The 17,017-nt window shown below is 70.2% G+C and carries 12 protein-coding genes; 7 read left to right on the top strand and 5 right to left on the bottom strand.

The window, feature by feature from the left end; all coding sequences use genetic code 11:
• The first annotated feature begins 13 nt into the window (after positions 1 to 13).
• The 4 genes from V5F53_RS08230 (at position 14) to V5F53_RS08215 (ending at position 6,064) form a co-directional block, all read left to right on the top strand.
• Positions 14 to 304, top strand: a complete 291-nt coding sequence (locus V5F53_RS08230; RefSeq protein ID WP_393997120.1) for a hypothetical protein — start codon at positions 14 to 16, stop codon at positions 302 to 304.
• A gap of 127 nt (positions 305 to 431) precedes the next feature.
• Positions 432 to 1,613, top strand: coding sequence for an aminotransferase (locus V5F53_RS08225; protein ID WP_393997119.1), 1,182 nt, complete (start codon positions 432 to 434; stop codon positions 1,611 to 1,613).
• A gap of 151 nt (positions 1,614 to 1,764) precedes the next feature.
• Positions 1,765 to 2,919, top strand: a complete 1,155-nt coding sequence (locus tag V5F53_RS08220) for an efflux RND transporter periplasmic adaptor subunit (RefSeq protein WP_393997118.1) — start codon at positions 1,765 to 1,767, stop codon at positions 2,917 to 2,919.
• A gap of 4 nt (positions 2,920 to 2,923) precedes the next feature.
• Positions 2,924 to 6,064 carry an efflux RND transporter permease subunit gene (locus V5F53_RS08215; RefSeq protein ID WP_393997117.1) on the top strand — a complete coding sequence of 1,047 codons (3,141 nt, stop codon included), beginning with the start codon at positions 2,924 to 2,926 and terminating at the stop codon, positions 6,062 to 6,064.
• Positions 6,065 to 6,309: 245 nt separating this feature from the next.
• Here V5F53_RS08215 and ppk2 read toward each other — a convergent pair whose 3' ends face one another.
• Positions 6,310 to 7,170, bottom strand: a complete 861-nt coding sequence (gene ppk2 / locus V5F53_RS08210; RefSeq protein WP_393997116.1) for a polyphosphate kinase 2 — start codon at positions 7,168 to 7,170, stop codon at positions 6,310 to 6,312.
• A gap of 110 nt (positions 7,171 to 7,280) precedes the next feature.
• Positions 7,281 to 7,766: a hypothetical protein gene (locus V5F53_RS08205; protein WP_393997115.1), complete on the bottom strand. Its 486-nt coding sequence runs from the start codon at positions 7,764 to 7,766 to the stop codon at positions 7,281 to 7,283.
• A 539-nt stretch (positions 7,767 to 8,305) separates the two neighbouring features.
• Between V5F53_RS08205 and V5F53_RS08200 the strand changes: the two genes are divergently transcribed.
• Positions 8,306 to 9,151: a MipA/OmpV family protein gene (locus tag V5F53_RS08200; protein ID WP_393997114.1), complete on the top strand. Its 846-nt coding sequence runs from the start codon at positions 8,306 to 8,308 to the stop codon at positions 9,149 to 9,151.
• A gap of 387 nt (positions 9,152 to 9,538) precedes the next feature.
• Here V5F53_RS08200 and V5F53_RS08195 read toward each other — a convergent pair whose 3' ends face one another.
• Complete coding sequence (locus tag V5F53_RS08195) at positions 9,539 to 9,877, bottom strand: hypothetical protein (protein ID WP_393997113.1); 339 nt, start codon at positions 9,875 to 9,877, stop codon at positions 9,539 to 9,541.
• 2 nt (positions 9,878 to 9,879) lie between these two features.
• Positions 9,880 to 10,725 (bottom strand): AAA family ATPase, encoded by an 846-nt coding sequence (locus V5F53_RS08190; protein ID WP_393997112.1) that lies wholly within the window; start codon positions 10,723 to 10,725, stop codon positions 9,880 to 9,882.
• A 341-nt stretch (positions 10,726 to 11,066) separates the two neighbouring features.
• On the opposite strand from V5F53_RS08190, the gene dksA reads away from it, so the two are divergent.
• Entirely contained in the window at positions 11,067 to 11,483 is a 417-nt protein-coding gene (gene dksA / locus V5F53_RS08185) for an RNA polymerase-binding protein DksA (protein WP_393987200.1), read from the top strand.
• Positions 11,484 to 11,668: 185 nt separating this feature from the next.
• Here dksA and V5F53_RS08180 read toward each other — a convergent pair whose 3' ends face one another.
• Entirely contained in the window at positions 11,669 to 14,158 is a 2,490-nt protein-coding gene (locus V5F53_RS08180) for a flagellar biosynthetic protein FliO (RefSeq protein ID WP_393997111.1), read from the bottom strand.
• Positions 14,159 to 14,345: 187 nt separating this feature from the next.
• Here V5F53_RS08180 and V5F53_RS08175 point away from each other — a divergent pair, with 187 nt between their 5' ends.
• Positions 14,346 to 16,952, top strand: a complete 2,607-nt coding sequence (locus V5F53_RS08175; protein ID WP_393997110.1) for a hybrid sensor histidine kinase/response regulator — start codon at positions 14,346 to 14,348, stop codon at positions 16,950 to 16,952.
• The last annotated feature ends 65 nt before the right edge of the window (positions 16,953 to 17,017 follow it).

Below are 17,017 nucleotides of genomic sequence, written 5' to 3'. Positions count from 1 at the left end.
CGGGAGGGGTGCCATGCGTTTGTTCATGCGGCGGCGGGGCGAGGCGGAGGGCGGCCGGGATGCCGCCCGCGCCCTCGCCGATCGGGTGCGCCAGGCGCTGGCCCTCGGGGAGGAGGCGACGGTGTCGGTGTCGGAAATCTCCTGCGGCGATCCGGCCTGCGGCGGCGCCGAGACGGTGGTGCTGGTGATGCGCCCCGGCCGCCGCACCGAGGCGGCGAAGGTGCTGATGCCCATGGCGCAGGTGAGCGAAGAGGCGCTGCTGGCCGCCTTGAAGCCCCTGGCTGGACCTGAAGGGGGCGGCTGAGGCGCGGCGGCTTGCGGCGCGCGGTGGCATCGGTGCAGCGGTTCTCTCTTTCGTTGATCGAGCCAAGGGTCTAAAGGGCGGGCCATCGGCGCCATGGGGCGCGGACCTCAATCAGACGATGCCCAAGATGACCGCTTCCGCTCCGTTGCGCCCGTTGAACGCCCTCTATTCGGCCCTGCCCACCACCATTTTCGAGGTCATGTCGCAGTTGGCCCGCACCCATGAGGCGGTGAACCTGGGGCAGGGCTTTCCGGATGATCCCGGCCCCCTCGACGTGCGCCGCAAGGCCGCCGAGGCGGTGGTGGACGGCTGGAACCAGTACCCTTCCATGATGGGCCTGCCCGAGCTTCGCCAGGCCGCCGCCACCCATTTTCGCCACTGGCAGGGCCTCGATCTCGATCCCGACAGGGAGGTGATGGTGACATCCGGCGCCACCGAGGCGCTGGCCGCCGCCCTGTTCGCGCTGATCGAGCCCGGTGACGAGGTGGTGCTGTTCCAGCCCCTTTATGACGCCTATCTGCCGCTGGTGCAGAGGGCCGGCGGGGTGGCGCGGCTGGTGCGGCTGGAGCCGCCGTTCTGGACCATCACGCCGGAAAAGCTGGCGGCCGCCTTCTCCGAGCGCACCAAGCTGGTGCTGCTCAACAATCCGCAGAACCCCACCGGCGTGGTGCACACCCGCGCCGAATTGCAGCTGGTGGCCGACTTCTGCCTGCGCTTCGGCGCCTATGCCGTGTGCGACGATGTGTGGGAGCATATCGTGTTCGACGGCCTGCGCTTCGAGCCGCTGATGGCGCTGCCGGGCATGCGCGAGCGCACGGTGAAGATCTCCTCCGCCGGCAAGATCTTCGGCATGACGGGGTGGAAAGTGGGGCTGGTGTTCGCCGCCCCGGCGCTCATGAAGGTGCTGTCCAAGGCGCACCAGTTCCTCACCTTCACCACGCCGCCCAATCTCCAGACGGCGGTGGCCTATGGGCTCGGCAAGGAGGACGCCTATTTCACCGGCATGCGGGCGAGCCTCCAGCGCTCCCGCGACCGGCTGACGGAGGGGCTGTCGGCGCTCGGCTTCAAGGTGCTGCCCTCGGCGGGCACCTATTTCCTCACCATCGACCTGTCGGCCCATGCGGGCGTGCCGGACGACGAGGCGTTCTGCCTGGAACTGGTGAAGGCCCATGGCGTCGCCGCCATCCCGGTTTCCGCGTTCTACGCGCAGGATGCGGTAAAGAGCGTGGTGCGGTTCTGTTTCGCCAAGAACGATGCCACCATCGACAAGGCCCTGGAGCGGCTTTCGCGCCTGCGTCTGGCAGCCTAACCTTTCGTAAGACCGGGGGCCGTCCCCGGTCGAGGGTGGCCATCTGCCGCCGGGGCCTTCGAACCTGTCCAAACCGTAATTGGACCCCTGGGCGAGAGTGTTGTTGCATCGCGGTAAACGCCAGAGCGCGGGCGGCGGGATCGAGGATGGCATGACGAGCGAACGACGAGGGCGCGGCGGACGGATCGTGGCGGCCATGGTGTGCCTGGCGGCGGCCGGTGCCGCCGTGTGGGCCTGGCAGGTCAAGCCGTGGGCGGCCAAGCCGGCGGCGCCCGCCGTGGCGGCTACGCAGGCCCGGGCGACGGCGGTGCTGGTGGCGCGCGCGGCGCGCAAGGCCATGCCGGTGCGCGTGGAGGCTCTCGGCACCGTCGAATCCATGGTGACCGTTCCCATCCGCTCCCGCGTGGCGGCGGAGGTGGAGACGGTGGGGTTCACCGACGGTGCCGTGGTGGCGGCCGGCGATCTCCTGTTCGTGCTCGATTCCCGCGTCATCGACGCGCAGATTCGCCAGGCCGAGGCGACCCTGGCCAAGGATCGGGTGCAACTGGAGAAGGCGCAGCGCGACGTGGAGCGCTATTCGGGCCTTGCCACCCGCAACGCGGTGTCGCAGGTGCAGGTGGACGACGCCAAGACCACCGCGCAGATGCAGCAGGCGACGGTGGACCAGGACGAGGCGAACCTGCAGTCGCTGAAGGTGCAGCGCGGCTATTACGACATCCGCTCGCCGGTCAGCGGTCGCATCGGCATCTCCAGCGCCCGTCCCGGAGCGGTGATCCGCATTGACGACACCCTTGCCACGGTGCGGCAGATGAAGCCGATCTACGTGGCCTTCGGCCTGCCGGAGCGCTACCTGACCGAGCTGCGCGCCGCCCGGGACGCCGGCGTGGCCATCACCTTGCAAGGGTCCGGGGAGAGCATCGGCGGCGGACGGGTGGCGGTGATCGACAATACGATCGATCCCCAGACCGGCACCCTGCTGGTGCGCGCCATCTTCGAGAATGCCGACGAGCGGCTGTGGCCGGGCACCCTCGGCGCCGTCACCGTGACCCTGCGCACCGAGGACAATGCGGTGACGGTGCCAGGCGAGGCGGTGCAGTCGGGCCAGGACGGCCCGTTCGTGTTCGTGGTGGAGGACGGCATCGCCCGCGTGCGGCGGGTGGCAGTCGCCCGCACGGTGGACGGGGAAGCCGTGATCGGCAAGGGCCTCGACGGCACCGAGACCGTGGTCACCGACGGTCAGCTCAGCCTGCGCGAGGGCAGCCCGGTCAGCATCAAGCGCGCGCCGCCGCCCGCCACGGGGAGCTGAGCCCATGCTTGCCGAACTGTGCATCCGCCGTCCGGTGATGACCACCCTGATGATGCTGGCGCTGGTGGTGGCGGGCCTGTTCGCCTATCGCCAGCTGCCGGTGGCGGCCCTGCCGCGGGTGGATTTTCCCACCATCACCATCACCGCGACCCTGCCCGGCGCCAGCCCCGAGACCATGGCCACGGCGGTGGCCACCCCCATCGAGCGGCAGCTCGCCACCATTGCCGGCATCGCCTCCCTCACCTCGTCGAGCACCCAGGGGTCGACCTCCATCACCGTCCAGTTCGATCTGAACCGCAACATCGACGCCGCCGCTCTCGACGTGCAGTCGGCCTTGTCGGTGGCTCAGCGCCAGTTGCCGGACGAGATGACCACGCCGCCAAGCTTCCGCAAGGTCAATCCCGCCGACGCACCGGTGCTGCTGCTGGCGGTGTCCTCGGCGACGCTGCCGCTCTCGGCCGTCAATGAATATGCCGACACGCTGATGGGGCAGCAGATTTCCCAATTGCCGGGGGTCGCCCAGGTGCAGATCTTCGGCAGCCAGAAATATGCCGTGCGCATCCGGGTGGACCCGGCGGCGGCGGCGGCGCGCAACATCTCCGCGTCCGACATCCAGGGGGCGGTGCAGGCGGCGGCATCGAATACGCCCATCGGCGTGCTGTCCGGCCCAAAGCAGACCTTCACCATCGACATGGGCACCGCCACCGCCAGCGCCGACCGGTTCCGCCGGCTGGTGGTGGCCTGGCGCAACGGCGCGCCGGTGCGGCTCGACGAGATCGCCCGCGTCAGCGACGGCGTCGAGAACGAGCGGGTGGCGAGCTGGTTCAATGACGAGCGCGCCATCATCGTCGCGGTGGTGCGCCAGCCCGACGCCAACACGGTGGCGGTGGTGGACGAGGTGCGCGATCGCCTGCCGGCGTTCCGCGCCCAGCTGCCGGCCTCGGTCGACATCAATGTGCTGAACGACCGCTCCGTGTCCATCCGCGATGCGGTGGCGGACGTGCAGAAGACCTTGTTCGAGGCCATCGTCCTCGTGGTGCTGGTGATCTTCCTGTTCCTGCGGAATGTGCGCGCCACCATCGTGCCGTCGCTGGCGCTGCCGCTCTCCATCATCGCCACCTTCGCGGCCATGTGGCTGTTCGGCTATTCCATCAACAACATGACGCTGCTCGCCCTCACCTTGTGCGTGGGCTTCGTGGTGGACGACGCCATCGTGGTGCTGGAAAACATCTACCGGCACATCGAGAACGGGGTGAAGCCGTTCCAGGCCGCCATCCTGGGTGCGCGGGAGATCGGCTTCACCATCATTTCCATGACCTTGTCGCTGGTGGCGGTGTTCATTCCCGTGCTGTTCATGGGCGGCGTGGTGGGGCGCATCTTCCGCGAGTTCGCGGTGACGATCTCGGTGGCCATCCTGGTCTCGGGCTTCGTCTCCCTCACCCTCACGCCCATGCTGTGCGCCCGGGTGCTCAAGGCGCCCGACCACGCGAGGCGCCCGGGCCTGTTCTTCCGCATCACCGAGCGCATGTTCGAGGCGTGGCTCGCGGCCTATCGGATCGCCCTGGATGTGGTGCTGAAGCACCGTTTCCTCATGCTGCTGGTAACGTTCGCCACCATCGGACTGTCGGTCTATCTCTATGTGATCATCCCCAAGGGCTTCTTCCCGCAGGAGGACAACGGCTTCATCACCGGCACCGTGGAGGCGGCCACCGACACCTCGTTCGATGCCATGGTGGAGCGCCAGCGGCATGTCGCCGCCGTGGTGCGGGAAGACCCGAACGTGGCTTATCTGGTCTCCACCGCCGGCGCCACCGGGTCGAGCCGCACCACCAACACCGGCCGCCTGTTCATCGCCCTGAAGCCGCGTGACGAGCGGCACCTCTCCGCCGATGGGGTGATCCAGGAGCTGCGCAAGCGCGTTGCCCAGGTGCCTGGCGTGCGGGTGTTCTTCCAGCCGGTGCAGAACATCTCCGTGGGCGGGGTGCAATCCAAGAGCCAGTTCCAGTATACCTTGCAGAGTTCGGACACCAAGGCCCTCTATGAGGCCGCCCAGCGCCTGGAGGCGCAGATGGTGCGGCTGCCGGGCCTGCGTGATGTGACCAGTGACCTGCAGATCTCGAACCCGCAGCTGACCATCGACCTGGACAAGGACCGCGCCGCCGCCCTCGGCATCACCGAGCAGATGCTGCGCGATGCGCTCTACACCCAGTTCGGCACCCGGCAGGTGGCGACGCTTTATACCTCCACCAACCAATATGCCGTCATCGCCGAGGCGCAGTCGCGCTTCCAGAAGGATGCCGCGGATCTCTCCCGCGTCTACCTGCGCACCTCCTCCGGCACCGTGGTGCCGATCGAGACGGTGGCCGACATCCGCCGCACGGTGGGGCCGCTGCAGGTGGCGCACCAGCAGCAGCAGCCGTCCGTCACCTTGTCCTTCAACCTCGCGCCCGGCACATCCCTCGGGCAGGCGGTGGAACAGATCCAGGCCGCGACCCTGGCGGCGGACCTGCCGGCCAGCGTCATCACCGGCTTCCAGGGCACCGCCCAGGTGTTCCAGGACGCGCTCGGCAACCAGGTGCTGCTGATCCTGGCGGCGGTGCTCGTCATCTATATGGTGCTGGGGGTGCTGTACGAAAGCTTCGTGCACCCGCTCACCATCCTGTCAGGCTTGCCCTCGGCCGGCATCGGCGCGCTCATCACCTTGATGGTGGCGGGCATGGAGCTGTCGGTGATCGCCATCATCGGCATCATCATGCTGGTGGGCATCGTCAAGAAGAACGCCATCATGATGATCGACGTGGCGCTGGAACGCCGCCGTGCCGGCCTGAGCGCCCGCGAGGCCATCCGCACCGCCGCGCTGCTGCGCTTCCGGCCGATCATGATGACGACGCTGGCGGCCATCTTCGGCGTGCTGCCCATCGCGCTTGGCGCCGGCGCCGGCTCGGAGCTGCGCCAGCCGCTGGGCGTGGCGGTGGTGGGCGGCCTCCTGGTGTCGCAGCTGCTCACGCTGTTCATCACGCCGGTGGTCTATCTCTATCTCGACCGGCTCGACCAATGGGTGCACCACGCCATTTCCGGCCAGCACGACGCGCCCGAGCCGGAGGTGGAGCGCCCCCACGCACCGCCGCGCGCGGCGGCGGAATGAGACCGCCGGGGGTGCTGGCTCCGGCGGCCTGGGTGCTACGGCGGCGGGTGCCGTCCGAGCTCGCGGCGCGCGCCCTGCGGAGGATGCCGACGCCGTGGGGGCAGCGATGGCCGCGCGGTGGGTTGACCTGCGCGCCGGCTCCTCCCACCAAAGGCTCGTGAATTGGCCCCCTGGGCCTCTGGTCGAGCCCGCGCGGCGTCTGAGCGAACCCATCTGGCGCCGGGCAAGGACCGGGGCCGATGGGATCAGAACCGCTCCGGCACGGTGCGGCAGGGGCGGTCGGATTCCACGTAGCCATGCGGCTTGTCGCGCTTGGGCAGCTTCACCTTCTCGCTCGGGAGCTCCTCATAGGGGATCTTCGAGAGCAGATGCGAGACGATGTTGAGCCGGGTACGCTTCTTGTCGTCGGAATGGGCCACGTACCAGGGCGCCCATTCGGTGTCGGTGGCGGCGAACATCTCGTCCCGCGCGCGGGAATAGTCGTACCAGCGCGAGTAGGATTCGAGATCCATGGGCGAGAGCTTCCAGATCTTGCGCGGATCGTCGATCCGGTTCTCCATGCGCCGGGTCTGCTCGTCCTCCGACACCTCCAGCCAGTATTTCAGCAGGATGATGCCGGACTCGACCATGGCCCGCTCCACCAGCGGCGTGCCGGCGAGGAACTTCTTCGCCTGCTCCTCGGTGCAGAAGCCCATGACGCGCTCGACGCCCGCCCGGTTGTACCAGGAGCGGTCGAAGATCACGATCTCGCCCGCCGCCGGGAAGTGGGGCACGTAGCGCTGGATGAACATCTGCGACTTTTCCCGCTCCGTGGGCGGGGGCAGGGCGACGACGCGGAAGATACGCGGGCTCACCCGCTCCAGGATCGACTTGATGACGCCGCCCTTGCCGGCGCCGTCGCGGCCCTCGAACACGATGCAGACCTTGGCGCCCGTGTGCTTGGTCCAGAGCTGGAGCTTCACCAGCTCGGCGTGAAGGTTCTTCAGGTGGCCTTCATAGACCTTGCGCTTCATCGGTCCGCCGGGGTCGCCGGCGGCCACGCCGTCCTCGTGCGCTCCGATCTCCGGCGGCGCGACCTTCGGCGTCTTGTGCTTGTCCTTGCTCATGGCGCTGCTCCCTTTTCCTGTTCTTGTTCCGCCACCCGCGCTCCCCGGACGCCTCCCCGCCCCGGCCGGCGACCGGCCGGGGCGGGGGCGCCCAGGGGTGGTCCGTGCCCTCAGGCCCAGCTGAGGAAGAAGCCGACATCGCCCGGCACGCCATTGGGCCAGTCGACGATCAGCGCCTTCAGCTTGTAGTGGCCGGCGCGCAGATGATCGCGCCAGAGCTCGTAGGCCTGGCGCGGCCGGCCGGTGAGGGAATCGGGCCAGCCCTCCTCGGCATTGTTGATGGCACGGCCCTTGTCCGTGCAGAGCGCGTTCGGGAAGCGCATCACCATGATCTCCGTCTCGCCGCGCTGGGCGGCCAGCTTCATCTTGGTGGTGAGGTTCTGGATGATCTGGTGGAGGCGCTCCGGGGTCAGCTCAAGCGGCGTGGAGAGCGTCTTGACCAGCTCGGCGCGCGCCTTTTCCTCGCGGTCCATGGCGGAGAGCTCCTTGCTGAGCTTCGCCTGTTCCAGCTCCTGCATGTAGGACCGCAGATCGTCGGCCGACATGAAGGTCTCGTCACCCAGGGTGCTGTGTGCCTCGGGGGCTGCTGCGGTCATGGAAGGGTCCTTCTGACGCTCGGTGAGTGATGCACGCTGCGATTTCATTGTGCGACGCCGGAGCGGCGCCGGCCTTATGGCATGTCAATCCAATGGGCCGGACATCGCCCCCGCGACCGATGGAAATGACGAGCAGAGGTTTCTTTATACCATATGTCGAGGTATTGGCGGAGGGTGCGGCGGATGTGGGCATCGTTTCCGGTCCACGGCATGGTCCCATCGCTTTCGCGCCTTGCGACCCTGGGGCAGATCGACCTTCGCGAGCTGAGAAGACGCCGCTCCGGGAGCGGGAGGATACTTCCGAACTACTCGACATTGGAAGGGCGTTGAAGCTTTCCAGGCGGGGCGGGGACGTCGGGGCGGGCCGCGGATGCCAAAGGTAAGATGGTCGTCGCGCGTGTCCTTTTTGCAACCAACGCCGAGCGAAGCGCGGGTAGCTTCACTCATCACCCTGATGCCTCGCGTCAGCGAGGCGCCTCGTATGGGCAGCCGGGTGATCCTGGGCTTCCAGGTGTCTTCTTTCGGCGTTGGGGTCGGTCATGGCGGCGTTTGGGCGGGATGTCATCGCGGCGTGTTTCGGGTGCCTCGCCCTTGGTGCCGCCGGTTCCGCCGTCGCGGCTGACGTGTCCTACGGCGCGGCGCCGGCCAAGCCGCCGGTGGAGGACTGGTATCTGACCATCGGCGCCTCGGGCCGGGTGGAGCCGGATTATCCCGGCGCCGGCAGCTACACCATCCGCCCGGGCTTTCTTTTCTCCATCGACAAGGCCAGCCAGCTCAATGTGTTCCGCAGCGTTGACGACAACCCTTCCATCTCGCTGCTGAACTTCGGCGCCTTCAGCCTGGGCGCGACGGGCAAGCTGGCCTGGGGGCGGGACGAGGATGCCTCGGACCGCCTGCGGGGCCTCGGCGACATCGGCATGGGGGTGGAACTGGGTGGCTTCGCCGAGTGGTACGCCTTCGACTGGCTGCGCCTGCGCGCCGAGCTGCGCTATGGCATCGGCGGATTCGAGGGGCTGGTCGGCGATCTCGGCGCCGATGCCATCTATACCCTCGACCGCTGGCGGTTCGCTGTGGGGCCGCGCCTGTCCTATGCCGGCTCCGGCTACATGAATACCTATTTCGGCATCACGCCGCAGCAGTCGGCCACGGCGACGCTGCTGGGCAATCCGCTGCCGGTCTACCGGGCGAGCGGTGGCTTCGATCTGGTGGGCGTGACCGGGCAACTCACCTACAATTTCCGCAACGGGTTCGAGGCCGGCGTCTATGGCGCCTATGGCTACCTGCTCCAGGACGCGGGCTCTTCGCCGCTCACCAGCGATCAGAACCAGTTCACCGCCGGCCTGTCCTTGAGCTACACCTTCAATATCGGCAAAGGCTGGTGGTGAGGACGCGGCCGTTCCGGCGACACGTTTCAACACGCCACTGAAGGCGGATCACACGGCCCGCCCAGGCCATTCAAGCCAGGCACCTTCGCGCCAGGCGGCTTCGCCAGCGCCGTTGGATGCCAGGGGTGAGACCGGGCCGGGTTGGGCCCGCCTGTGCCGCGATGGGGCTTGACTGTTCTCCGATGCCTGTTGCGGGCCGGATGCGCGCGTGGACATGGCCCAGGAGCAAGGGGCGGCTTCGGCGGGGCTCCGCTGGGACCGGGCCCGGCACGAGGGGCTTGGCGTGTCCGCGCGCCGGCCATTTGTTCGCGCGCCTGCATCGGCCCGGCCGAGGTCGTCCGGCCCCGACCTCATCCTGCCCCGACCTCATCCTGCCCTGAGGTTGTCCTAACCGCCGCGTTGGCCGCCGCCCGGGCCGTCCTGTCCGCCACCGTCTCGGTCGGGCGCCCGGTCGCCGCCCTCGGAGCGGTGGCTCGCGCCGTAGCCCAGGATCAGGGCTCCACCGGCGGCGGCCGCCGCGGCGCCGGTGCTGGCGCTCGATGTGTCCGCGGCGGGCATGGGGCTTTCCGAATCGGTGTCGCGGTCGAGGCCGAAGTCGGGACCGGGCTCGGACACGTTGGCGGCAGGCGGGCGGGGCCTCGCCGCGCGATGGCGCTGTACCAAAGCGAAGAACAGGGCGATGGGGATCAGCGCCACCAGCAGCGGCAGGATGATGGAGAGGTCCACGTTCAGCGGCTCTCGCGCCGGGCGAGGAAGGCGAGGCGCTCGAACAGGTGCACGTCCTGTTCGTTCTTGAGGAGGGCGCCGTGGAGCGGGGGAATGGTCTTGCGCACGTCCTGTTCGCGCAGGGTGTCCGCGTCCACGTCCTCCGCCATCAGCAGCTTCAGCCAGTCGATGAGCTCGGAGGTGGAAGGCTTCTTCTTCAGCCCGGGCACCTCGCGCAGGTCGTAGAAGAGGCGCAGGGCCTCGCTGACCAGCCGCTGCTTGATGCCGGGAAAGTGCACCTCGACGATGGCGCGCATGGTCTGGGCATCGGGAAAGCGGATGTAGTGGAAGAAGCAGCGGCGCAGGAAGGCGTCCGGCAGTTCCTTCTCGTTGTTGGAGGTGATGATGACCACCGGGCGCCGGTGCGCCTTCACCTGCGCGCCGGTCTCGTAAACATGGAACTCCATGCGGTCGAGCTCCTGCAGCAGGTCGTTGGGGAACTCGATGTCCGCCTTGTCCACCTCGTCGATCAGCAGCACCGGCCGGACATCGGCGGTGAAGGCGCTCCACAGCTTGCCCTTGCGGATGTAATTGGCGATGTCGTGCACCTTGGGGTCGCCGAGCTGGCTGTCGCGCAGGCGCGCCACCGCGTCGTATTCGTAAAGACCCTGCTGGGCCTTGGTGGTGCTTTTCACGTGCCATTCGATGAGCGGCGCGCCGAGCGCCTGGGCCACCTCCTGCGCCAGCACGGTCTTGCCGGTGCCCGGCTCGCCCTTCACCAGCAGCGGTCGCTCGAGAACGATGGCGGCGTTGACCGCGACCTTCAGGTCGTCGGTCGCGACATAGCTGACGGTGCCCTCGAAACGCATGAACGCTCTCTTCCTGGTTCGGCCACGGGTTGGCGGCCCGGCGCCCCGTCGGCGGCGCTGCATCGCGGCAGGGTCGACATGCCGGGACGCTTCGTCAAGCCCCGCCGGCGTGTGCACCCGCACAAGCTGCGCAGCAATGACAGTTGTCGTCGGCGGACGGCGTCGATATAAGCGCGGCGACCTTGGAGCGTCATTCCTGCCGGAAAAGGTCGCCTCGCCGCGCCGGACGGTGGGACGCCGCTCCAGTTCGTCGACGGGGCAGGCTGTGCCGCATCCGCCGGAGGCCGGGCGGACGGATCCTGCACCGCGGGGATCAACGACGCTTATTGAGGACACGGCTGATGTCGATCCAGCTCGACGAGGACTATCGGCCCCGCGAGGACGAGCCTTTCATGAACGACAGGCAGCGGGAATATTTCCGGCTGAAGCTGTTGCGCTGGAAGGACGATATTCTGCGGGAAGCGCGTGAAACCCTGCAGCACCTTCAGGACGAGAACCAGAACCATCCCGATCTTGCCGACCGGGCATCCTCGGAGACCGACCGCTCCATCGAGCTTCGGGCCCGCGACCGCCAGCGCAAGCTGATCTCCAAGATCGATGCCGCCTTGCAGCGAATCGAGGACGGGAGCTACGGCTATTGCGAGGATACGGGCGAGCCTATCTCGCTGAAGCGGCTGGAGGCCCGCCCCATCGCCACCTTGTCGGTGGAGGCGCAGGAGCGGCATGAGCGTCGCGAGCGGGTGTATCGGGACGACTGAAGCCGTCCGCGCGGCGCGGGTGCATCCGCCGCCGTTGGCGCGCATCACCGTCGCCGGCTTGGCTGGCGGCCAGAACGAAAAAGCCGGCTCCGTGGCGCGGAGCCGGCTTTTCTTTTTGCCGTGCGGCGGAGGGGCAATGGCCGAGGCCTGGAGCGAACCGGTAGGCCCGGTCCGCTCCATCGGGCTCAGCGGGAGGGGGTGCGTCCCAGCAGGGTCGCCATCTCGGCGTCGAACTCGTCGAGAAATTCGGCGGTCTTGTCGACGGGCTTGTCCGTGGCTGGAGCAGGCGCCGGCCGCGGCGCGCCGGGCAGGGGAGACGCCGTCTTCGCCGGCGCGGACTTCGATACGGCCGGCTCCGGATCGATCCTCGGCAAGGCGTTGAGGAGCGCCGCCGATGGCGTCGGCTCGGCGCGGCGGGCCGTCACCAGGGGCTCGCGCGCGCGGGGCGCCAGCGGCTCGGCGACGCGGGCGGGGCGGGCTGCCGGCTCCGGCGTCTCCAGGGTGGGCTCTTCCTTGCGGTCGGGGCGGCGCGTGGAGCGGATCCAGCCGTCGGAGAAGGGCTCCTTGGCGGCGGGGCGGGGGCGCGGCTCCCCGGCGCCGGCCTCCGCCGGCGGCGTGTCGGACAGGAAGCGGGAATAATCCGAGGCGGCGAGGTTCGCACGCGGGCGCGGCTCCGGCCGTGGCACCACCGGCTCGCGCGGCGCCACCGGAATGCGGGGGCGCTCGGGCTGGCTCGTGGCGGCGGGCGCGATGTCGGCTGCCGCGCCCTCGATGTCCTCCAGCAAGTCCGACAGCGACAGGCGCAGCTTGTCGTCGGTGGGACGCGAGAGGGCGGCGTCGAGGCGCTGCGCCATCTCCTTCAGCCGGGGCTCGACGGCGGGCTGAACCCGACCCGGCCCGTCGCCCGCATCCGCTCCGGCCTCCGGCCGGCGCTCGGCGGAAGAGGCCTCGTGGGCCTTCAGCGCGGCGGCCATCTCGGCGGCGATCTGGTCCTCCTGCGCCTTCTCGGCAGCGGCTTTGTCGGCGGCTGCCTTCTCGGCCGCAGCGCGCTCCGCTGCCGCCTTTTCGGCCGCGATCCGCTCGGCGCGGGCCTTCTCCGCGGCAAGACGCTCAGCGGCGAGCTTGTCGGCAGCGGCTTTCTCGGCTCTCGCCCGTTCCGCCGCGGCCTTTTCGGCGATTGCGCGCTCGGCGGCGAGCTTCTCCGCTGCCGCCTTGTCTGCCGCGGCCTTGTCTGCCGCCGCTTTTTCCGCTGCGGCCTTCTCGGCTGCGGCGCGGTCGGCGGCGAGCTTCTCGGCCGCCGCGCGTCGGGCCGCGATCCGCTCGGCCAGCGGATCGGCGGGCGCGGCAGCCGGGGCGCTCCGGGCGGCCTCCGGCTGTGCTGGCGGGTGCTCGGAACCGAGGAGGAGGGCGAGGCCCCGGCGGGCGGCATCGCCCGGGGGCTGGGGGGGCTGCGCGGCGGCCGGCTCGGAGGCCACCGGCTCGCCAGCGGCATTGATGCGCTCGGCTTCCTTCAGGAGGCGGGCGATCTGCTGGTCGATCCGCTTGATGGTCTCGACGGTGGCGGCCTTCTGGTCGTCCGGCAGGCTCGCGAGGCGCCGCCGCAGCGCCACGGCGTGCGCCTTGCGACGTTCCACATGGGAGAGAATGGCTTCGAGCCGCTTCTGGCCGGCATCCTCGGTGTCGTCCGGTGACGCGGGACCATCCTCCTCCAGGCCCTGCGAGCCGGCGTCCGGCCTGGGCTCCGAGGCGCGCGTGGCGGGCACGTCGGCCGCCGGGGCGTCCTTCCCCGGGAGGTCCTTCCCAGCCCTGGAAGCGCTGACCGTCGGCACGGCGGGTCGCTGCGCGGGGGGCTTCTCAGCCGCCGCATCGGGGGAGGCGACCGGTTCTTGGGCTGCCGGAGCGGGCTCGGCAAGGCCGGGGCGCGTGTCGCGCGGGAGCTCGCGCGGGGTCGCCCGCTGGGGTGGACGTTCGGCCGGAGGGAGGGGAGCCGGCTCGGCGGCGCCGGGCGCGAGGGCGAGGCGCTCGGCCGCCTCCTGCTCGCGGCGAAGGCCGGTCTCGCGCAGGCGGGCGGCGGCGCGCTCCAGCGCCTCCGGCGGCAGGGGCGGGCGCGGGTCGGCGCCACCACGGAGCGGGACACGCGGTTCGCCAGCCGGGGCGGCCAAGGCGGCCGCGGCGACGCTGGCCGCCACCGCTTCCGGCTGGGGCGCCGCCGGCGGCAGGGCCGCGCCCTCAGGGCGCTGCGGGGCGGAAAGGGGAGGCTTGGCGGCCGGGCCGGCCAGCGGCGCCCTGGCGGCGGGGGCCTGGACGGGGGCCTGGACCGCGGGCTGCTGCGCCTCGCGCTCCAGCGGCAGGGCCGGGCGCACGCCGCCGGCGGCCACATAGCCGCCGGTGATGTTCTGCTCCACCAGCACGTCGTTGGCGCCGCCGGTGAGCAGCAGATGTTCCACGTCGTCGCGCCGCACCAGCACCAGGCGGCGGCGCGGATCGATGGCGAGGGCATCGACGATGGAGAGGCGCGGACCCTGGCGGCCGCGGCCGGCGGCGCGGCCGGGGAACCCGCCGCCCAGCCTGCGCATTACGAGGACGGTGACGCCGAGCAAGGCGGCGATGACGATCACGGAGATCGCCAGGCGGACCGAAAAATCGAGCTCCGCGCCAAACAACTGCTGTAACATCATGCCTCCGTCGCGCAGCCTTCTGAATTTGGAGTCATAGCGGGCGGATGACTCTGCGTCTGCATGTTAGACGTCACCACTTAAGCTTTTGTTGATAATCGTGGCAGGATTTCAGTCGGCGGCGAATCTGCGCTTATGGATGCAGGGCGGTCCGGCGCCGTGACGCGCAAGCGATAAAGGGTTGGCGATGAGCAAGACACAGGCGGCAGCGGGCGCGTCCAGATCGGTCGGTCGGACGCGGTTCGGCGGTCGGGGGCTCGGTGCGGTCGCCCTGGCGGGGCTGGCCCTGATCGGCGGCTTCCTCGCGACCGTGCTGTTCGTGAAGGCGTCCGGATCGTTCGTCTCGGGGGTGATCGGCGGCTTCGCGGTATTCGGCGCGTTCTGGGCCGTATCCATGGTCTGGAAGGCGTTCCGGGGCGAGCCGGAGCAACGCGACGCGCTCGGCCCGGCGGTGCTCGCCGCCTCCGGCGATGCCATGGCCGTGGTCGAGGACGGCGAACGGGTGGTGGAGGCGAATGCCGCCTATCTGACCATGTGCCGCAGCGAGAGCGGCGAGCCGCCCAGCCCGGAGCGGTTTCTGTCACGGGTGCCGGGCACGCAGGCGGCCATGTCGGAGCTGCTGAACGCGGTGGCGGAGGCGAAGGCCTTCCGGCGCCGCATCAGCTTCGATTCCGGCAATGGTGGCCGCCAGATCGAGATTTCCGTCCAGCCGCTCGAGACCCGTCGCCGGGTGCTGTGGTCGCTGCGGGTGATCGAGGCGCCGGGCGCGGCCCCTTCTGCCCCGGCGCCCGTGCCGACGCCCGCGGTGGCGGCCGAGCCGTCGCCGCTCGCGGCGCTCGACGAGACCGCCGCCGGCGTGCTGCTGGAGGCGTGGGAGCGCGCGCCGGCCGGCGTCGCCCGGGTGGGGCGGGAGCGGGTGGCGCTGGCCAATGCCAGCTTGTGCCGTCTGCTGGGCTACGGGCTCGCCGAATGGGCGCCGGAGGGGATGGCGCTGCAGGAGGTGGTCGCGCCCGCCCATCTGCCGCTGCTGCGCGACGCGCTGGGCGCCGGGCGTGGGCCGGCCAGCCTGGAGCTGGACCTGACCCGCAAGGACGGCCGTCCGGTTGCGGTGTTCGTGCGGCTCGGCGCCAGCGATGTCGCGGGGGAGGCCACCGCCGTCATCCTGCCGCGCAGCGCGCTGCCGGCGGCCTCCGGTACGGCCCCAGCTTCGGCTCCGGCGCGCGGGGCTCCGGAGGTGCGCGCCGCTGCCCCCGCTCCGGCGCCGTCCGCCGGGGCCAGCGATGTGGACCGTTTCTTCCTGCGGGCGCCCGTGGCCTTGGCTCTGGTGGACGCCCAGGGACGGATTCGCGCCGCCAACGCCGCCTTCGCGCGCCTGTTCGGCTCCGACGCCGCAGGCGGCTCGGTGGGCAAGCCGCTGCGCGCGGTGATCGCCGAGCGCGACGCGCCGGCGGTGGACGCTTTTCTGGCGGCGGCGCGCTCCGGTGCCCAGTCCTCGGGCCCCTGCGACGTCGTCGCCACCGGCGCCGGCGGGCGCTCGGCCCGGCTCTACGCGGCGCCGCTCGGGGTCGCGGCCGGCCCCGGCGACGATATCGCCCTGTGCGCCATCGACACCAGCGAGCAGAAGGCGCTGGAGGCGCAGTTCGCCCAGTCGCAGCGGCTGCAGGCGGTGGGCCACCTGGCCGGCGGCGTGGCGCACGACTTCAATAACGTGCTCACCGCCATCATCGGCTATTGCGACCTGCTGCTGGGCAAGCACCGGCCGAGCGATCCCTCGTTCCCGGACATCATGCAGATCAAGCAGAATGCCAACCGCGCGGCGGCGCTGGTGCGCCAGCTGCTGGCCTTCTCGCGGCGGCAGACCCTGCGGCCGCAGGCGGTGGAACTGACCGACGTCATCTCCGACGTGTCGGAGCTGCTGCGCCGCCTTATCGGCGAGCGCATCACCCTGGACGTGCAGCACGCCCGCGACCTGTGGCCGGTGAAGGTGGACGTCAACCAGTTCGAGCAGGTGATCGTCAACCTGGTGGTGAACGCCCGCGACGCCATGCCGGATGGCGGGACCTTGACCCTGCGCACCGCCAACGTGCCCGCTGCCGCCTGCGGCGCCTACGGCTCCGCCACCCTCACCCCCGCCGACTACGTGCTGGTGGAGGTGGAGGACACGGGCAGCGGCATTCCGGCCGAGATCATCGACAAGATCTTCGAGCCCTTCTTCTCCACCAAGGAGGTGGGCAAGGGCACCGGGCTCGGCCTGTCCACGGTCTACGGCATCGTGCAGCAGACCGGCGGCACCATTCTCGCCGCCAGCGAGCCGGGCCGGGGCAGCGTGTTCCGCGTGTTCCTGCCGCGCTACGTGCCGGCGGCGGAGGCCGAGCCCCAGCGTCCGGCCGAGCCGGAGGTGAAGGTGGGCGATTCCACCGGCCAGGGCCGCATCCTGCTGGTCGAGGACGAGGATGCCGTCCGCGCCTTCGCCAGCCGCGCCCTCGCCGCCCGCGGTTACGAAGTGCTGACCGCCGCCAGCGGCGTGGAGGCCCTCGACGTGCTCGCCAAGGGCGGGCAGAAGGTGGATCTCGTCATTTCCGACGTGGTGATGCCGGAAATGGACGGCCCCAGCCTGTTGCGGGAACTGCGGGCCCGCGATCCGGCCATGAAGGTGATCTTCATCTCTGGCTATGCGGAGGAGGCGTTCGCCCGCAACCTGCCGCCCTCGGAGCATTTCGCCTTCCTGCCCAAGCCGTTCTCCTTGAAGCAGCTGGTGGCCGCCGTGAACACCGCCCTGCGCGGGACGGACTGATCCACCCGCCGTTCGCGCCCCGCCGGGTGGGCTGCCGCAAGGCGGCGCCGTGCCGGCGGGGCCCA

This window comes from Xanthobacter cornucopiae (assembly GCF_043195065.2).
GTDB lineage: Bacteria > Pseudomonadota > Alphaproteobacteria > Rhizobiales > Xanthobacteraceae > Xanthobacter.
The sequence above is the reverse complement of the archived record's forward strand: the minus strand, read 5'-3'. Positions and strand labels throughout refer to the sequence as shown.